General features: G+C 69.9%; 17 protein-coding genes, 2 tRNA genes and 1 riboswitch. Of the genes, 9 read left to right on the forward strand and 10 right to left on the reverse strand.

What is annotated here, in order from left to right:
- Positions 1 to 53: 53 nt before the first annotated feature.
- A riboswitch (TPP riboswitch) is annotated at positions 54 to 168 on the forward strand.
- 46 nt (positions 169 to 214) lie between these two features.
- From ACGFY5_RS00235 to ACGFY5_RS00250, 4 genes are read left to right on the forward strand one after another with little or no spacing between them, the layout of a single operon-like run.
- The gene (locus ACGFY5_RS00235; protein ID WP_392715671.1) at positions 215 to 1,273 is read left to right on the forward strand and encodes a thiamine ABC transporter substrate binding subunit; all 1,059 of its coding nucleotides are present in this window, start codon (positions 215 to 217) and stop codon (positions 1,271 to 1,273) included.
- Entirely contained in the window at positions 1,249 to 2,877 is a 1,629-nt protein-coding gene (locus ACGFY5_RS00240; RefSeq protein WP_392715673.1) for an ABC transporter permease, read from the forward strand. Before ACGFY5_RS00235 ends, ACGFY5_RS00240 begins: the two co-directional genes overlap by 25 nt.
- On the forward strand, positions 2,874 to 3,875 hold the full coding sequence (locus tag ACGFY5_RS00245) for an ABC transporter ATP-binding protein (RefSeq protein ID WP_392715675.1): 1,002 nt from the start codon (positions 2,874 to 2,876) through the stop codon (positions 3,873 to 3,875). The genes ACGFY5_RS00240 and ACGFY5_RS00245 overlap by 4 nt, the downstream gene beginning before the upstream one ends.
- 56 nt (positions 3,876 to 3,931) lie before the next feature.
- Complete coding sequence (locus tag ACGFY5_RS00250) at positions 3,932 to 4,294, forward strand: hypothetical protein (protein ID WP_392715677.1); 363 nt, start codon at positions 3,932 to 3,934, stop codon at positions 4,292 to 4,294.
- 57 nt (positions 4,295 to 4,351) lie between these two features.
- On the opposite strand, the gene ACGFY5_RS00255 is transcribed toward ACGFY5_RS00250, so the two are convergent.
- Complete coding sequence (locus tag ACGFY5_RS00255) at positions 4,352 to 6,097, reverse strand: enoyl-CoA hydratase-related protein (protein ID WP_392715679.1); 1,746 nt, start codon at positions 6,095 to 6,097, stop codon at positions 4,352 to 4,354.
- A gap of 89 nt (positions 6,098 to 6,186) precedes the next feature.
- Positions 6,187 to 6,444, reverse strand: coding sequence for a UBP-type zinc finger domain-containing protein (locus ACGFY5_RS00260; protein ID WP_344652168.1), 258 nt, complete (start codon positions 6,442 to 6,444; stop codon positions 6,187 to 6,189).
- Between the two features lie 46 nt (positions 6,445 to 6,490).
- On the opposite strand from ACGFY5_RS00260, the gene ACGFY5_RS00265 reads away from it, so the two are divergent.
- Positions 6,491 to 8,218 carry a Na+/H+ antiporter gene (locus tag ACGFY5_RS00265; RefSeq protein ID WP_392715681.1) on the forward strand — a complete coding sequence of 576 codons (1,728 nt, stop codon included), beginning with the start codon at positions 6,491 to 6,493 and terminating at the stop codon, positions 8,216 to 8,218.
- Positions 8,219 to 8,325: 107 nt separating this feature from the next.
- Here the strand turns inward: ACGFY5_RS00265 and ACGFY5_RS00270 are convergent, their stop codons facing one another.
- The gene (locus tag ACGFY5_RS00270; RefSeq protein ID WP_392715684.1) at positions 8,326 to 9,327 is read right to left on the reverse strand and encodes an EcsC family protein; all 1,002 of its coding nucleotides are present in this window, start codon (positions 9,325 to 9,327) and stop codon (positions 8,326 to 8,328) included.
- Positions 9,328 to 9,460: 133 nt separating this feature from the next.
- Here ACGFY5_RS00270 and ACGFY5_RS00275 point away from each other — a divergent pair.
- A tRNA-Ser gene (locus tag ACGFY5_RS00275) sits at positions 9,461 to 9,551 on the forward strand.
- On the opposite strand, the gene ACGFY5_RS00280 is transcribed toward ACGFY5_RS00275, so the two are convergent.
- Positions 9,542 to 10,792 (reverse strand): MFS transporter, encoded by a 1,251-nt coding sequence (locus tag ACGFY5_RS00280; RefSeq protein WP_392715686.1) that lies wholly within the window; start codon positions 10,790 to 10,792, stop codon positions 9,542 to 9,544. The two genes, ACGFY5_RS00275 and ACGFY5_RS00280, sit on opposite strands and share 10 nt — an antisense overlap.
- A 39-nt stretch (positions 10,793 to 10,831) precedes the next feature.
- Between ACGFY5_RS00280 and ACGFY5_RS00285 the strand changes: the two genes are divergently transcribed.
- Positions 10,832 to 11,437 carry a CGNR zinc finger domain-containing protein gene (locus tag ACGFY5_RS00285; protein ID WP_392715688.1) on the forward strand — a complete coding sequence of 202 codons (606 nt, stop codon included), beginning with the start codon at positions 10,832 to 10,834 and terminating at the stop codon, positions 11,435 to 11,437.
- A gap of 7 nt (positions 11,438 to 11,444) precedes the next feature.
- Here ACGFY5_RS00285 and ACGFY5_RS00290 read toward each other — a convergent pair whose 3' ends face one another.
- Positions 11,445 to 12,077 (reverse strand): LysE family translocator, encoded by a 633-nt coding sequence (locus ACGFY5_RS00290; RefSeq protein WP_392715690.1) that lies wholly within the window; start codon positions 12,075 to 12,077, stop codon positions 11,445 to 11,447.
- Positions 12,078 to 12,182: 105 nt separating this feature from the next.
- Here ACGFY5_RS00290 and ACGFY5_RS00295 point away from each other — a divergent pair.
- A tRNA-Arg gene (locus ACGFY5_RS00295) sits at positions 12,183 to 12,255 on the forward strand.
- Here ACGFY5_RS00295 and ACGFY5_RS00300 read toward each other — a convergent pair.
- The gene (locus ACGFY5_RS00300) at positions 12,221 to 12,889 is read right to left on the reverse strand and encodes a TetR/AcrR family transcriptional regulator (RefSeq protein WP_392715692.1); all 669 of its coding nucleotides are present in this window, start codon (positions 12,887 to 12,889) and stop codon (positions 12,221 to 12,223) included. The two genes, ACGFY5_RS00295 and ACGFY5_RS00300, sit on opposite strands and share 35 nt — an antisense overlap.
- Positions 12,890 to 12,955: 66 nt before the next feature.
- On the opposite strand from ACGFY5_RS00300, the gene ACGFY5_RS00305 reads away from it, so the two are divergent.
- Positions 12,956 to 14,377: an MDR family MFS transporter gene (locus ACGFY5_RS00305; RefSeq protein WP_392715694.1), complete on the forward strand. Its 1,422-nt coding sequence runs from the start codon at positions 12,956 to 12,958 to the stop codon at positions 14,375 to 14,377.
- On the opposite strand, the gene ACGFY5_RS00310 is transcribed toward ACGFY5_RS00305, so the two are convergent.
- The 4 genes from ACGFY5_RS00310 to mug all read right to left on the reverse strand — a co-directional run bounded on the left by ACGFY5_RS00310 (position 14,272) and on the right by mug (position 16,681).
- Positions 14,272 to 15,093, reverse strand: coding sequence for a sigma-70 family RNA polymerase sigma factor (locus ACGFY5_RS00310; protein ID WP_392715698.1), 822 nt, complete (start codon positions 15,091 to 15,093; stop codon positions 14,272 to 14,274). The genes ACGFY5_RS00305 and ACGFY5_RS00310 overlap by 106 nt on opposite strands.
- A complete protein-coding gene (locus tag ACGFY5_RS00315; RefSeq protein WP_392715700.1) occupies positions 15,080 to 15,847 on the reverse strand; it encodes an alpha/beta hydrolase fold domain-containing protein in 768 nt (255 codons plus the stop codon). Before ACGFY5_RS00315 ends, ACGFY5_RS00310 begins: the two co-directional genes overlap by 14 nt.
- 24 nt (positions 15,848 to 15,871) lie before the next feature.
- Positions 15,872 to 16,066 (reverse strand): hypothetical protein, encoded by a 195-nt coding sequence (locus ACGFY5_RS00320; RefSeq protein WP_392715702.1) that lies wholly within the window; start codon positions 16,064 to 16,066, stop codon positions 15,872 to 15,874.
- A gap of 87 nt (positions 16,067 to 16,153) precedes the next feature.
- Positions 16,154 to 16,681 (reverse strand): G/U mismatch-specific DNA glycosylase, encoded by a 528-nt coding sequence (mug, locus tag ACGFY5_RS00325; protein ID WP_392718576.1) that lies wholly within the window; start codon positions 16,679 to 16,681, stop codon positions 16,154 to 16,156.
- Positions 16,682 to 16,816 lie beyond the last annotated feature (135 nt).

Below are 16,816 nucleotides of genomic sequence, written 5' to 3' on the forward strand. Positions count from 1 at the left end.
GACCGCTCTGCGGTCGACTCAACCACTCAGGGCTACCCTGGTAATCGCGGACGCCACGTCCGTCGGGGAGCTCGGGCAGCCGGGCTGAGAGGGTGACCAGCGCGTCGCCGACCCGTCGAACCTGCTCTGGGTAATGCCAGCGGAGGGAGAACCGGCGGATCGCCGGATTACGCCCGAAGGCTCATTCCCGGTGCTCGACTCCGGAGGTAACCGGATGCGCGCCCCACGTTTACTGGCCGCTGCTTTGTTGCTCGCCGCGGCTGCGGCCTGCTCCTCGTCGGATTCAGGCAGTGAAAGTGCCGATTCCACGACGGTCACGCTTGTCACGCACGAGTCGTTCGCGGTCAGCGACGCGGTTCTGGCCTCGTTCCAGAAGCAGAGCGGCCTGACGGTGAAGATACTGCGCAGCGGTGACGCCGGCGCGGTCGTCAACAAAGCCGTGCTCAGCAAGGGCAATCCGCAGGGCGACGTGCTGTTCGGCGTCGACAACACGTTCCTGTCGCGGGCCGTTGGCGCGGGAGTGTTCGCGCCGTACGAGCCGACCGGCGTCGGCAACGTGCCCACCGCACTGCAGCAGGGCACGGACGGCAAAGCCACCGCCGTCGACTACGGCGACGTCTGCGTCAACTACGACAAGGCCTGGTTCACGAAGAAGGGCATCACGCCGCCGGCGTCGTACGCCGACCTGATCAAGCCCCAGTACAAGAACCTGCTGGTCGTGGAGAACCCGGCGACGTCCTCGCCCGGCCTCGCGTTCGTCCTCGGCAGCATCGCGGTCGAGGGTGACGGCGGCTGGAAGCCCTACTGGGAGAAGCTGAAGGCCAACGGCGCTCTGGTCGTCGACGGCTGGGAGGAGGCCTACCAGCAGCGCTTCACGGTCGGCTCGCAGGGCAAGGGCGACCGGCCGCTGGTCGTCTCGTACGCGTCCAGCCCGCCGGCCGAGGTCGTCTACGCGGAGAAGAAGCCGAAGGACGCACCGTCCGGTGTGGTCACCGACACGTGCTTCCGGCAGGTCGAGTACGCGGGCCTGCTCGACGGCGCCGCGAACCCGACCGGTGGCAAGAAGCTGCTCGACTTCCTGCTCTCGCCCGCGTTCCAGAACGATGTGCCGCTGCAGATGTTCGTGTGGCCGTCGGTCACCGGCACTGCGCTGCCCGCCGAGTTCACCAAGTACGCGGCGCTCCCGACGAAGCCGCTGACGCTCCCCGCCGACCAGATCACGAAGAACCGTGAGGCGTGGATCGACGAGTGGACGCAGACGGTGCTCCGCTGAAGCTTTACCGGTGGGCGCTGGCCGGGCTGCCGCTGGCGTTCCTGGCGATCTTCTTCGTCTACCCGGTCGGGACGCTGATCGGTCTCGGCCTGGGCCTGGGAGATCCGATCCCCGGAGTGCCCGCCGGGACCGGCCTCGGGGACGTCCGCGGGGTGCTGTGGTTCACGGTCTGGCAGGCGGTGGTGTCCACGGTCCTGACCGTGGCCGTCGCCCTGCCGGGCGCGGCGATGCTGGCGCGGTTCGTGCTGCCTGGCCGCGCGTTGATCCGCGCGCTGGTGACGGTTCCGTTCGTGCTGCCGACAGTGGTGGTGGGGGCTGCGTTCCTCGCGCTGATCGGTCCCGACGGCCTGCTCGGCGTCGAGCTGGACCGGACGGTGTGGGCGATCCTCGCCGCGCACGTGTTCTTCAACTACGCGGTCGTGGTGCGGATCGTCGGCAGCGTGTGGTCGCAGCTGGACCGCCGTTCGGTCGAGGCCGCGCGGGTGCTGGGTGCCTCGCGCGTTTCGGCGTTCTGCCGGGTGACGCTGCCGGCTCTCCGGCCGGCGATCGCGGCCGCCTCGTCGGTGGTGTTCCTGTTCACGTTCACGTCGTTCGGCATCGTGCAGATCCTCGGCGGTCCGTCGTACGCGACGCTGGAGGTGGAGATCTACCGGCGGACCGTGTACCTGCTGGACCTGTCCGGTGCCGCGGTGCTGTCGATGGTGCAGTTCGTCGCCGTGGCGGTGCTGCTGGCGGTGGACGCCGTGCTGACCGGGCGGCAGCGGGCAGCGCGGTTGGGTACGCCGTCGCCGCGCCGGCCCCGGGGCTTCGGCGAGTGGGCGTTCGTCGGCGCCAACCTCGTCGTCCTCGTGGGGTTGCTGTCGACTCCGCTGGCGGTTCTGGTCGAGCGGTCGTTCGCGACCTCCGACGGGTACGGGCTCGCGTACTGGCGGGCGTTGTTCTCCGCTGACGCGTCGAGCGTGCTGCCCTCACCGGCGTGGGAAACCGTCGGGACGTCGTTGCGGTACGCGGTGATAGCGACTCTTCTGGCCGTCCTGATCGGTGTCTGTGCCGCGGTCGTGTTGGTTCGCCCCGGTCGGCTGCGTGGTGCGTTCGGCCTGCTGTTGATGTTGCCACTGGGCACGTCGGCGGTGACCGTCGGCTTCGGCTTCCTGGTCGCGCTGGACGAGCCGCCGCTGGACCTGCGCGACTCGGCGCTCCTGGTGCCGTGTGCGCAGGCGCTGGTGGCCGTGCCGTTCGTTGTACGTGCGGTGTTGCCGGTGCTGCGGGCGATCGACAACCGGCTCCGCGAGGCCGCGTCGGTGCTCGGTGCGTCGCCGGCGCGGGTGTGGTGGCGGGTGGATCTGCCCCTGGTGTGGCGGTCGCTGGCGGCGGCGGCCGGATTCGCGTTCGCGATCTCGCTCGGGGAGTTCGGGGCGACGGTGTTCATCGCCCGCGCCGACAACCCGACGGTGCCGGTCGCGATCGCGCAGTTGCTGGGGCGGCCGGGTGAGGTCAACGCTGGTCAGGCGATGGCTCTGGCCACGGTTTTGATGGTGTTGTGCGCGGTCAGCCTGATCGTCCTTGATCGGCTTCGGCCGGCGGGTGCCGGAGGAGAGTTGTGAGTCTGTCGGTCGCCGGGGTGTGTGTCCGTTTCGGGGCATTCAATGCTCTGTTCGACGTCGATCTGGACGTTGCCGAGCACGAGGTCGTCGCGGTGCTCGGGCCCAGTGGAAGCGGTAAGTCGACGCTGCTGCGTGTCGTCGCGGGGCTGCAGGAGCCTTCTGCCGGGCGGGTGGTACTGGACGGCGTCGACGTGACCCGCGTGCCGCCGCACAGGCGTGGCGTCGGGTTGATGTTCCAGGACCACGCCCTGTTCCCGAACCGGGACGTGGCGGGGAACGTGCGGTTCGGGAACCCACGGGCGGACGTGGCCGGGCTGTTGGAGCTGGTGGGGTTGCCCGACGTGGGACCCCGTGCGGTGGCCACGCTCTCGGGCGGCGAGCAACAGCGGGTCGCGCTGGCCCGAGCGCTCGCCCCGTCCCCGAAACTGCTGATGCTCGACGAGCCGCTGGGCCAGCTCGACCGGGAACTGCGCGAGCGGCTCGTGGTGGATCTCCGTCGGCTGTTCGTCCGGCTCGGCACCACGGTCCTGGCGGTCACGCACGATCAGCGCGAGGCGTTCGCGCTGGCCGATCGCGTCGTCGTGATGGCCGGCGGACAGATCGCCCAGGCCGGCACACCCCGCGAGGTCTGGGAGCACCCCGCGTCCGAGTTCGTCGCGCGCTTCCTCGGCTTCACGAACGTGGCGCAGGCGACGGTGACCTCCGGGATCGCGACGACCCCCTGGGGTCCGGCACCCGTCCCGGCTCCCGACGGCACGCACGCGATCCTCGTCCGGCCCGCCGGGGTTCTGCTCTCCACTGCTCCGGGCGACGTCACGGGCGTGGTCGACGTCGCCACGTTCGCAGGTGAGCGGGTGGAGGTGCTGGTGAACATCGACGGCGCGCCACCGCTCGAGGCGCACTGTTCGCCCGCGAACGCGCCAACTGTCGGCGAGATGGTGGCAGTCCGTCTCGACCCCGCGCAGATCGTCGTTCTTCCGCGCAATTCGTCCGAGTGACGGGTGCGCGTCAGTTCCGGCGACATAATTCGGCATCGTTTGTAGTGTCCGGGGTCATGGGACCATTTGCTGAACAGCACGTGAACGACACCGAGGACGATTTGCCATCTGATCACGAAAGCGGCCCGAGCACCGCTGACCTGCTGGAATCCGGTGAGCCGGCGGAGGCCACGATCGTGGCGAGCGGTTCGCTCGGTATGCGGAGCCCGTACGGTGCCAGCCTTTACGAGTTCGTTCTCAACGTCATCCGTCCCGACGCCGAGGCGTACGAGGTGCGGATCGGCAACCCGGTTCCGCCGGCCGCGGTGCCGCTGACGTTCCCCGGCGCGCAGGTCGCGATCCGGGTCCTTCCGGCCGACCCCAGCGCCGTCGCGATCGACTGGGAAGCCACCCTCGCCGCCGTTCAGCGGCCCGCATGAGCGAGCTCTCCTAGGTTCCATCCGCGTGAGCCGGGCGCCTCGGCCGCCCGGCTACGGTCAGTCGCGGACGAAGCCGGGGGCGCGATGCAGCGCCAGGCGCGCGGGGGTTCGCGCCGGGGGTTGTTTTCGGACGAAGGCCCGGCGCGCGGCGTCGAAACCCTGCCGGTCGTCGAACATGTCCTGGGCCATTTCGCCCAGCTCGCGCGCCTCGTAGGCGTCCAGCGGCCGAACGCCGAGGTCCCGCTCGAGCACGTCGATCTTGCGGCGCAGCGTGTGCTCACGCAGGCTCCGGTCGCGGTAGCGTCCCGCCACCTCGTGCAGCCAGCAGCCGAACTCGGCGAGGTCCCGCGGCCCGATCTCGTCGACCAGCCCGAGTGTTTTGGCCTGAGCCACACCGACCGGCAGCTTCTCGGAGAGCAGCCGCTTCGCCGCGTCCGGGCCCACCCGCCGGGGCAGCGTGTACGTGTGCAGCTCGGAGCCGGTGAGGCCCATCTCGTAGAACGGGTTCAACACGACCCCGTCGCGCGCGACGACCAGGTCCGCACCGAGTGGCAGCATCACCCCGCCCGCGCCGGCGCTCCCGCTGAACGCGGCGATCGTCACCTGACCGCGGCAGTTCACCAGCTCCCGGCAGACGTCGTTGATCGCGGTGATGTTCGCCCAGGCCTCGGCGGCCGGATTCGACGCCGCCTCGATGCGGTTCAGGTGGATGCCGTTGCAGAACGGGCCACTGCCGCCACGCAGCACGATCGCCGTGGTGTCCTGCCGGGCCGCGTGACGCAACGCGTGCAGTGCCTGATTGCACGCCTCGGTGGAGAGCGCGCCGTTGTAGCAGTCCAGCACCACGTAACCGATGTCGTCGCGACGAACGTAGTGGACCCGCCCCGGCCCGGCGTCGTTGGTGGGTTTCGACGTGGTCGGGACGTGTCCGTCGAGAACGACTGCGGCGGGCAACTTCACCGCGCGTTCAGCGTCGCCCATTGCTTTCAGATGGCCGAGCCAGACGCTGCCGGTGCCGGCAGAAACGAGGACGGCACCGTCGCGGGACGCGACGACCGTACCGGGAGGGTCCGACGACGGCGGACCGCTGTACGCGTCGAAGGCCCAGACGGGCACTCCGGCGATCTCGGTGCGGACGCCGGGCGCGCCGTCGGCGGCGCGGATCCTCCGAATGATGGTCTCGGCGGGCTGGCTCCAGGAGAACGCGCGGTCGGCCTGGCGCATCGTCGGGCGGACGACGGTCTTGGCGAGCTCTTCCGGGGGAGTGGGGCGGTGGTCGGGGGTGGCGAGCTTGGTGAGGAGTTCGTCGATGCAGCCCATCGCGGCGTCGGCCACGGGGCCGTTGTAGAGCGCCGACTTGGTGGGCGGATCCTTCGGCACGGGGAACGTGCGGGTGGCCCAGACCGGGCCCGCGTCCATCTCCTCGACGGCCTGGAGAGCGGTGACGCCCCACTCGGTCTTACCCTCGGTGATCGCCCAGTCGAGGCTGGACGGACCCCGATCACCCACCGGGCCCGGGTGGATGATCACCGTCGTCCATTTCTGCCAGACTTCGGTGGGCACGCGTTCCTTGAGGAACGGGCAGAGGATCAGGTGCGGATCGGCGCGTCGGGCCGCATCGGCGATCGACTCCGCGTCACGGGCGAATTCGACGGCGACGCTGTGCCCGCGGTCCCGGAGCTCGCACCAGACCCGCTGCGTCAACCCGTTGAACGAGGAGACGAGCAGGAGGATCCGTAACGATGTCTCAGGCGGCTCTGAGCTGTTCTTTCTTCTACGCAAAGTAAGCAGAAGACTACGCATGCGGGAGAGTGTGCCCTGTTGTCCCGTCCGCTGGGGGGCGCTGCTCTGACCTGCGGCAACGCCCCCTTTTCGTCAGCTAACGGCGTTGATCAGGGTGCCAGGACCTCGTCGACGAAGCACCATTTCCAACTCTCGCCCGGCTCGGCGGACTGAACCACGGGGTGCTTCTCGTCGTGGAAGTGGCCGCTCGCGTGCTTGCCGGGAGACGAGTCACAACAGCCGACATGCCCACATTCCTGGCAAGTGCGCAGGTGGACCCAGCGCCCTCCCGTCTTCAGGCACTCCTCGCAACCGTTCGCCCTGGGAGCGGTCTCTTTCGATTCGGCGATATGTGTGCAGATTGCCAACGTGCCTCCTTGATCGTTTCTCCATTGTCCCCGGTGGGAGTGCACGATGGTGGGCGTGCATTTCGAGACCACAGACCTCATGGCAGTTTTCGGCCTGATCATCGGAGCTGCCACGGTCGCGGGGGCGGCGCGGAAGCTCCGGATCTCGCCTCCGATTCTGCTCGTACTCGTGGGCCTGGCGGTGTCGTACCTACCGGGTGTTCCCGACTACACGCTGAACCCCGAGATCATCCTCGCGCTGTTCCTGCCGCCGTTGCTGTACTCGGCCGCGTGGCGGAGTTCGTCGCGGGGATTCCGGTTGAACAAGCGGCCGATCCTGCTGATGTCGGTCGGTTACACGCTGTTCAGCACCGTCGTGGTCGCACTCGTCGCGTACTGGCTCATCCCGTCGATGCCGCTCGCGGCGGCCTTCGCGCTGGGGGCGATCGTCGCGCCGCCGGACGCGGTCGCGGCGACCGCGGTGGGGCGCGAACTCGGCATGCAGCGGCGGTACCTGCAGGTGCTGCAGGGCGAGAGCCTGGTGAACGACGCCACCGCGCTGACCGCTTACCGGGCTGCCGTGGCCGCAGCGGCGGGCGGAATCACGCTGCTCGAGGGCGGTGGGATCTTCGTGGCCGCGGCCGGCGGCGGTGTCGTGCTCGGCGGGCTGTTCGGGTTCCTGCTCCGAGAGCTGCGGCGACGGGTTTCGTCCGCGGTGCTGGAGAACACCCTGAATCTGGTCGTGCCGTTCGCCGTGTACCTCGCGGCGGAGAGCGTCCACGCGTCGGGCGTGCTGGCCGTCGTCATCACGGGTCTGTACCTCGGCAACACCGCGACGGACACGTCGCCGCAGGCCCGGCTGCAGGCGGAGTCGAGCTGGGAGGTCATCGACTTCGTTCTGGAGTCGATCGTGTTCGCGCTGATCGGTCTGCAGCTGCCGGCGGTGATCGCCGAGCTCGAGGGGCAGAACGTGGCGTCGGTGGTGTGGTGGTCGGTGGCCGTGCTGGTGGTGACGATCGCCGGGCGCTTCGTCTGGGTGTTCTCGACGTCGTACCTGATCCGGGCGTTGTCGCCTGCCGTGCGGGCACGGACGCCCTCGCCGTACTGGCCGACACCGACGGTTTCGTCGTGGGCGGGGATGCGGGGAGTGGTGTCGCTGGCGGCGGCGTTCGCGCTGGCTCACGACTTTCCGGCACGGGGGCTGATCCTGTGGCTGACGTTCGTGGTCGTGTTCGGCACGCTGGTCATCCAGGGCCTGACGCTGCCCGGTTTGATCCGGCGGCTCGGGGTCGGTGGCACCGACGACATGAGCGACCGGCTCGCGGAGGCGAACGCCCAGCACCAGGCCGCGCGGGCGGCGACGGATCGGTTGGACACGTTGGTGTCGTCGGCGCCGCATCCGCCGTCCGACCAGGTCGTGGGACTGCTCCGCCACTACTCGGAGTACCGGGCGAACAGCGCGTGGGAACGACTCGGCGGTGGGCTCTCGCACGGCGGGAAGGAGACGCCAGGGGCGGCGTTCCGGCGCCTGCGTCAGGAGATGCTGCAGGCGCAGCGGGAGACATTCATGCGCCTGCGGAACGTCGGCGAACTCGACGACGAAGTGATGCGGGACATGGTGCGGGAGCTCGATCTCGAGGAGACGATGCTGGATCGGCACGGGGAGGATCCGGAGCCGAACCGGCCGAAGCCGTCGTCGCCCGCGGGGACGTCGCCCGGGAGTGGGGCAGGGGCTGACCCGACGGCTTCGCCGGCTGCGGCGGCTGATGGGACCGGGTCGGACCAGAAATCCTGAGCGGGTTCTCGGGCCTACGACGGGTTCTCGGGCCTACGACGGGTTCTCGGGCCTACCTGGGCCGGACGTAGGGCCGGGAAGTCGTCGTAGGCCCGAGAACTTGTCGGTCACTCCGGGGCGGGTGGTAGTGCGAGTGGGGGGCGGCGGGTCGAGTAGTAGTTGACGGCGTCCTGGGCGAGCTTCTTCGTCGCGGACGAGTTCGCGATCGCGCCCAGTGGGACACCGGCGAACGGCACGAACTTCATCGCCATCTTCTTCACCGCGGCGAGCCCGGCCATCCGGGCGAGCTGCCACGCCAGCTCGGTGTAGGCCCGGCCGGCGCCGGAGCCGAAGTTCCGCACGCGGCCCGGAAGGTGCTGGGCCAGCGCGGAAGGCTCCTGCTGCCGCCGGGCGACGTCGATCGCGGTGCGGGCGGTGTCGAGTTTGGTCTGCAGCCCGCGGATGACCAGAAGTTCGGCCGCGCGGTCGGGGTGGGTCGGGTCGTACCCGAGCGCTGCGGCGATGTGCAGCACCATTCGCGCCTGGTTCCAGGCGAGCACACCCACGTCGACGACCGCGCCGACGGCACCCGCAGCCCCCGCCGCCGCACCGGAGTAGCGACTGAGCCGCACGAACCGGGTGCGGATCACCGGCACCCAGACGTGGTCCTGCACGTACGGATGCGCGGCCCGGGTGCGGGCCATCCAGAGTGCGGCCTCGGGGCCGAACTTCTCGACGGCCGCGAGCACGAGGTGTTCGGGAGCGTGCGAGGGGTCGTTCTTCATGCGCGCCAGCAGGTTGGGCGGCAGCGCGCTCGGCGTCTCGTCGGCTCCGGCCGCAGCCTCCGCCGCCTCGACCCCGACCTCCGCCGGCACGCCACCCCCCGCGGGCGCGGGCGGCGTGGGGCTCGCCATCAGGACGGTTTCGGCCTCGGCACCTGCTCCCCAGGACGGGGCACTGGGAGCAGCCTCCTGGTCCGCCGGTGGCGCAGCAGGGCGCACCTGCGTCGGTACGTCCGCCTGCGACGCGGCCGGGGCCTGTGGAGGCGCCGGTGGGGTGCGGTCGTTTGCGGGCAGCGCACGGGTGGTGTCGGGGGAAGCGGGCTCAGGGCGGCGCGGGGTGTCGTCCATAGCACTTACGAGCGTACGTACCCAGGTCGAGCCACCGCCCACGCTTCACGCCGCGCGCACCCCACGTACTGCTTTGCCCCGCGTGATCCCGTCCCTGTATTCTCTGACCTCGGTGGCCTGCCACGGCCGCCGGGGAGGCTTCGCCTAGTCCGGTCTATGGCGCCGCACTGCTAATGCGGTTTGGGGGTTATTCCCCATCGAGGGTTCAAATCCCTCAGCCTCCGCTCCCACCAGCTCGTGTGCTCACCTGGGCATGCGAGCTGTTTTGCGTCTCGGGGGCGCCCACCCGAATCTCGGCGGCGTCCACCCGAACGGTGGCGCGGCGGGCCGAGGAGAGGGTCGGCTCCGCGAGGAGCAACGCCAGTGCTCCCAGCGTCAGGAGCGTGCCGGCCAGAGCGGTGCTCCGCACGCCGACCACCGGCAACAGCACCCCACCCAGCAACGCCCCGACGGTGATCCCCACGTTGAACGCAGTCGACGTACCGGCCGACGCCAGCACGGATGATCCCGGCGCCACCTGCAATACCCGGACCGCGAGCGCCGAGGCCCAGCCCGCGAGCGCCAGCCCGCCCAACGCCACCGCGACGACGGCCACGCTCGTGGCGTCGCCCGAGAAGTAGTGCAACGCGAGGGCGACCGCCTGCAGAGCCACCATCACCACCATCGTGGCCCAGACGCCGCGGTCGACGACCAGGCCCACGATCGCGACGCCGATCACGCCGGCGATGCCGCGGACGAACAGCAGCGGACCGATGGCGTCCGGGGAGAAGCCGTTGATGTCGGTCAGGTATTCGGTGATGTACGTGAACGCGACGAACGAACCGGTGACGACCAGGGCGGTGGCGCCCATGACCGCGCAGAACCGGCCGGTGTCGGGCGCGGTGCCCCGCTCCGCCGAGGACGCCCCGGCGGGCACGACCGGCAGCAGCACCGCCACGGAGGCGAGCAGCACCGAACCGGCGACGCTCATCGCGAGGAACGCGGCCTGCCACCCTGCCTGCTGCCCCAGCCACGTGCCGATCGGCACCCCGAGCACCGCGGCGAGCGAGCTTCCGCCGGACAGCGCCGACACCACCCGTCCGCGCAGTCGCTCGGAGAACAGCGCGGCCGCCGCCGGCGTCACGATCGACCAGAACAACGCCTGGCTCAGCGCGGTGAACAGCCGGGCCACCAACAGCACCCAGTACGTGCCGGCCAGCGCGGACACCAGCGTCGTCCCGACGAGCACGGCCAGCAGCGCGACGAGAAGCCACTTCTGGGGCCATCGCCGGGTCAGCGCCGCGAGCGGCACGGACGACGCGACCACCACGAACCCGTACGCGGTCACCAGCATTCCCACCGCAGACGGCGACACGTCGAGGTCACGCGAGATCAGTGGAAGCAGCCCGATGGGCATGGATTCCACCGTGACGTACACGAACGTCGAGAAGGACAGTGCGATCAGTGCGCCGAATGCCTTCGTCATGTTTCCGGTGTAACACGTTTCAGTGGTAGCGTAAACACTATGATCCGGATCGTTGGTGGGCATGTTGCGCTCGACCTGGTCAACACTGTCGAGCCGCGGGTGCCCGGCGCCACCGAGTTTCGCGAGCACCTGCGGACGCCGGAGGACCTGCTCGCCTGGGGTCTGCGCGTCGGTCTGCTCGACGGTGGGGAGGTGGAGACGGTCCGCGCGGCCTGGGTCGCCTCGCCGGCCACCAGCTCACAGGCACTACATGCTTCACACGACATACGCGAAGCGACGTACGACGTCTTACTGGCTGTGCTCGGGGTTCATGCCGACGCGTCGCCGCAGCTCGACGAGCTCGGAGTGCGGTGGGCCGCGGCGACGGCGCGGTCGGGGCTGACCCTCGAGCCCGGGAGGGTGCGGCTCCAGGTGGGAACGAACCCGGCCACCCTCGTCCAGGACCGGCTCGTCACCGCGGCGGTCGACCTGCTGCGCACGGCCGACCCGAAACGGCTGCGGACGTGTCCGCTGGAAGACGGGGGGTGCGGCTGGCTGTTCCTCGACCGCAGCAAGAACGGATCGCGCCGCTGGTGCGCGATGGAGGATTGCGGTGTCCAGGCGAAGTCCCGGCGCCTGACCGCACGTCGTCGTGCTACCGCCTAAAGCTGTTTTACTCCTTGGCTCCGGTGAGGGCGAGCGTCGCGCCGAGGCCGATCATCATGACGCCGCCGGCCGCGCCGAGCCGCGAGATGCGGTCCTTCGAGCGGGCGAACCACTGCCGGGCAGTCGCCGCGGCCACCGCCCACAGGGTGTCGTTGACGCAGCCGATCACGACCACCATCAGGCCGAGGACCGCGATCTGCAGCGGCACGCTCCCGGCCGAGTGATCGGTGAACTGGGGGAGCACCGCGGCGAAGAGCACTATCGACTTCGGGTTCGTCACCCCGACCAGAAACCCCTGCCGGATCAGCCGACCGGTCGGCTGCGGGGTGAGCGGTTCGGTGGTGGTGACGTCGTTGCGGTGGCGGATCGCCTGGACGCCGAGGTAGATCAGGTAGCCCGCGCCGGCGAGCTTGAGCAGCTGGAAGAGCACCACCGACTCGGCGACGACAGCGCCGACGCCGAGCGACACCGCGGCGATCTGCGGCAGCATCCCCAACGTGTTTCCGAGCACACTCATCAGGCCACCGCGGCGCCCCAGTGACAGCGAGCGCCCGATGACGAAAAGGACGCTGGGACCGGGGATGAGGATGATGATCAGCGCGGTGACGGCGAAGGCGGCCAGGTGCGACATCGGGACCATCCGGCCACGGTAGGCCAGAAGAGCGGTTCCCCTCTAGGGCGTCGACGGCGGGGGGCTGTCGGCAGCACTCCGGAGCCTGCGCTATGCTTTCGACCCGTACGGCCCGCGCTCGTAGCTCAACGGATAGAGCACTTGACTACGGATCAAGAGGTTGGGGGTTCGAGTCCCTCCGAGCGCGCGTCAGGTTGAGACAGGTCAGCGGGGTTACCTCCACCGGTAACCCCGCTGTTCTCGTTACTGGGCCGTACCAACGGCAAAAACACTTCGTCGACGATCGACGCGATGACGTCGTCCGGCACGGGCTTGTACGTCATCAGCAGTTCGTGACGGAACAGGTCGAACGCCACGTCGGTGACGCGCGGGGTGAGCTTCGCCGGGTCGGCCTCGCCCCGCTCGACCGCTTCGTCGAGGACGGCGCCCATCACGGTGCTGCGGTCGCCCATCACCGTCGCACGCAGGTCGGCGATGCTCGAACCGGTCTCCGCGAAGTACGTGCCGAGGCGCGCGGCGATGACGACAGCGAGGGTCGCCCGCCGACGGTTGGCCTCCTGCAGGATCGTGATCACGTCGCTGCGCAGTGAGCCGGTGTGGGGCGGCTCGCTCATCGCGGGCGCGGCGCTCCGCTCCACGGCCGCCCGGACCAGCTCCGGCTTGGACGCCCAGCGTCGGTACACCACCGCGCGGCTGGTCTGCGCGCGCTCCGCGACCGACTCGATGGTGAAGCCGTCGTAGCCCTTTTCGACCAACTCGTCCCAGGCGGCCGAGAGCAGTGCTGCCTCCAGGGCGGCTCCACGTCGTCGGTTAAGAGTCATTGTGTTTCCTATTCGCCGGGCGTACGGTGCTTCTCAAGATACAGAGTGTCTCTTAAGGCGGATGTGATGACTGACGACCGAGCGCTGTGGCGAACTGTCTGGACGGTCCTGGTCGGGGCCCTCGCGGTGGTGTTCGACACCACGATCGTGGCCGTCGCACTGAACAGCTTTGCCGTCGACCTGCATGCTCCGGTGGCGACGATCCAGTGGGTCAGCACGGGATACCTGCTGGCGCTGGGCGTCACGATTCCGATCGCCGGCTGGGCGCAGCGCAGACTGGGCGCCAAACGACTGTGGTTGCTCGCGCTCTCGATCTTCCTGCTCGGGTCGGTGCTCTGCAGCCTCGCCTGGAACGCGCCGAGCCTGATCGGCTTCCGGGTGGTGCAGGGCATCGGTGGCGGGATCATGCTGCCGCTGATGTCGACGATCGTCATGCAGGCCGCCGGGGGGCGGGGGATCGGCCGGGTCATGTCGGTCGTCAGCCTCCCCACGGTGCTCGGCCCCATCCTCGGGCCGGTCGTCGGCGGAGTGATCCTTCAGCATCTGCACTGGTCGTGGCTCTTCTGGGTGAACGTGCCGTTCTGCGTCGCCGGGCTCGTGCTGGCGTGGATCGTGCTGCCCGCGGACAAGCCCACTGACAAAGCGCGGCTCGACGTCGTCGGGCTCGCGCTGCTCGCGCCGGGGCTCGTCGGTCTCCTCTGGGGACTGAGCAATGCCAGCAAGCCCGGTGCGTTCGGTCGCGTCGACGTGCTCGCGCCGCTGATCGTCGGCGTCGTGCTGCTCGTCGCTTTCACGCTCAAAGGACGGGAACTGGTCAACGTACGGCTGCTGCGGCACTGGCCGTTGGCGTCGTCGTCGCTCCTGCTGTTCCTGTCCGGCATCGCGGTCTACGGGGCGATGCTGCTGCTGCCGCTGTACTTCCAGCAGCTCCGGGAAGCCACGGCGCTCGAAGCCGGCCTACTGCTCATACCCCAGGGTGTCGGTACGTTCGTCAGCCGTTCGGTGGCGGGGCGGCTGTCGGACACGATGGGGGCGCGGTGGCTCACCGTCGGTGGCTTCGTGATCCTCACGGCCGGGACGCTGCCCTTCGCGTTCGCCGACGCGCACACCAGTGAAATCTGGCTCATGGCCGCGCTGTTGGTCCGCGGGATCGGACTGGGCACGGTGACGCTCCCGCTGATGGCGCTCGCGTTCCGCGGGCTCGACCGGGCCGACGTGCCGGACGCGAGCATCATCAGCCGGATCGCCACACAGGTGGGTGGGGCGTTCGGTGCCGCGGTGCTCACGGTGCTGCTCGAGAGCGTCGGGTTCGCCGACGCGTTCTGGTGGTCGGTCGGGTTCGCCGCAGTGGGTGGAGTGCTGTCGTTGCTGCTACCGGGGTCTCAGAACCTGGAGACCAGCGAGGGTTCGAAGAACACCGAGATCCCGGCGATGCCGTCGACCCGGCAATCCAGCACGACGACGCCGGCCGGCTCGCCGAACCAGTGAACACGGGCGGCCGGCTGGCCGTTCGCGACGATCGGTTCCATCCGCCAGTCGCCCGGCTCGCCCACCGCGTCGGTGAGTACCGGGAGGCACTCGGCGACCCCGTCGAACCGGCCGCCGGGCCGGAGTTCCAGCACCAGATCCCGGCGCAACACCGCGGTGAGCTCGGCGACGTCCGACGAGACGAACGCGGTCATGTAGACGTCCAGCTGCCGCCGGGCTTCCGCACTGCGCGGTTCGACGACGTCGTCGGCGGCCAGTTCGGAGCGCGCGAGCCGGGCACGAGCGCGCTGCAACGAACTCTTCACCGCGCCCGTGGTCAGACCGAGCATCTCCGCGACGTCGTCCGCGGGGAACGCGAGCACGTCACGCAGCAGCAGGACGGCCCGCTGGCTCGGCGTCAGCGTCTGCAGGCCGGCGATGAGCGCGAGCCGCACGTCGTCGGCGGAGGGCTGGATCCAGCTCCGAGCCGGGAGGTCGTCGGACGGCACCTCCCGGCGGCCCCGCGCGGACAGCGCGGTCAGCGCGGTGTTCGTCGCGATGCGATACAGCCAGGTCCGCGGCGACGCGCGGTGCTCGAAAGCGTCCCAGCCGCGCCAGGCACGCAGGTACGTTTCCTGGACGGCGTCCTCGGCCTCGTCCCAGGAGCCCAGCATCCGGTAGCAGTGCGCGGTGAGCTCCCGCCGGAAAGCGTCGGTGGCGGCCTCAAAGTCGGTCACGAAGCCACTGTCCCGCTCGGGCGATCGCTTCGTCGGCGATCGGGGACCGGCCCGCGGCCATCTGGAACGTGTGGAGCTGGCCGGGGAACTCGTCGAGCTCGACGGCCGGCGACGAACGCGCCAGCAGCCGAGCGTCGTCGAGCAGTGCTTCGTCGCCGCCGACCTGTACGTAGGTGGGCGGGAGCCCGCTGACGTCGAGCGGCTCGGGAGGAGCGCCGGACAGGTAGGCGGACGCCAGGCCGCGGCACAGTTCGCGGGTGAAGAACGGGTCGGTCGGGGTGTCGTAGCTCGCGCCGGTGATCGCGAGGTCGACCCAGGGGGAGAACAGCACCATCGCGGCCGGGGCGGGCCCGCGCTGGGCCACGCCGAGCGCCAGCGTGGCGCCGCAGGAGTCGCCCACCAGCGCGACCCGGCGTCCCGCCAGCCGCGAGTACACCGCACTCACCTGGTCGAGCTGCGCCGGATACACGTGCGACGGCACCAGCCCGTACTCCACCACCACCGTGGAGATACCGGCCGCCAGCGCGAGGTGGCCGAACATCCGGCGGTGGGTGGCGATCGAGCCGCTGACGAAGCCACCGCCGTGAATGGCGAGCAGCACCCGGTCGTCGTCGGCGCCCGCCGGGTGGAGCCACAGCTCCTCGCGGAGCCCGACGGGTTCGGTGGACAACGACTCCCACGGCCGACTCGTGTCGCCGGCCGCGCGTTCCTGCCAGAGCAGTCTGTTCAGATCGGTCACACCGAGTTGGACCACGGCGCGACCCGGAAAGAATCGGGTCTAGGCCATCAAACGATCGATGAGCCGGGCCGGCTCGTACACGCGGCGACCCTGCTTGTCGCGCGCACCGGTGCGCCGGTACGGCGTCTCGCCGGACGCTGTCTGGATGGGCAACGTCTCCGGGGCCTCGTCCACCGGCAGGTCCACGACCCGCTCCCGGACGGGGCCTCCCCGGAGCACGACAGAAATCGGCATCTCCGAAAAACCCTCCACGAACCAAGGGGACGAGATGAACGTACAGGTCAGTGAACGGTCGTAACGGAAGCGGGTCCCAACACGGGACTAACGTTCGGCGGCGTCCTTGAGCTTTCCGAACTCGGCAGCCAGAGCGTGCAGGTCGTAGTGCGCGTTCAGACCGCTGGGGTTCGGGAGCACCCAGACCCTGGTCGGTGCGAACAGCGGGTCGTCCGCCTGGGGGCCGATGCGGGCGTCCTTGCGCCCGAACGCGGCTCGATACGCGGTGACACCGACGACCGCCAGCCACCGGGGACGCCAGGTCTGCACGGTGCGGACGAGCCGCTCGCCGCCGGCCAGCAACTCCGCCGGCGACAGTTCGTCCGCCCGTGCCGTCGCGCGGTTGACGAGGTTCGTCACGCCGAAGCCCAGCGCCAGCATCGCGTCGGCCTCGGACGGATCCAGCTGCCGGGGTGTGAACCCGGAGCGGTGCAGCGCCGGCCAGAACCGGTTGCCCGGGCGTGCGAAGTGGTGCCCGCTCCAGCCCGACCAGAGGCTCGGGTTGATGCCACAGAACAGCACCTGCAGATCAGGACCGACCGTGTCCGGGATCGGCTGTCCGTACGCGGCCTGCAGGTCCGCTTTGGTCGGCCTTCGCGGCCGCCCGTTCGCGGCCGCGACCCCGTCCGGCCGGGCGGTGGTCTCCGGCCGCGCGTTGCCTTCCGTTCGAGCCACGCCTTCCGGTCGAGCAATGCCTTCTGGACGCGTGCC

The organism is Cryptosporangium sp. NPDC048952, assembly GCF_043197895.1.
GTDB lineage: Bacteria > Actinomycetota > Actinomycetes > Mycobacteriales > Cryptosporangiaceae > Cryptosporangium.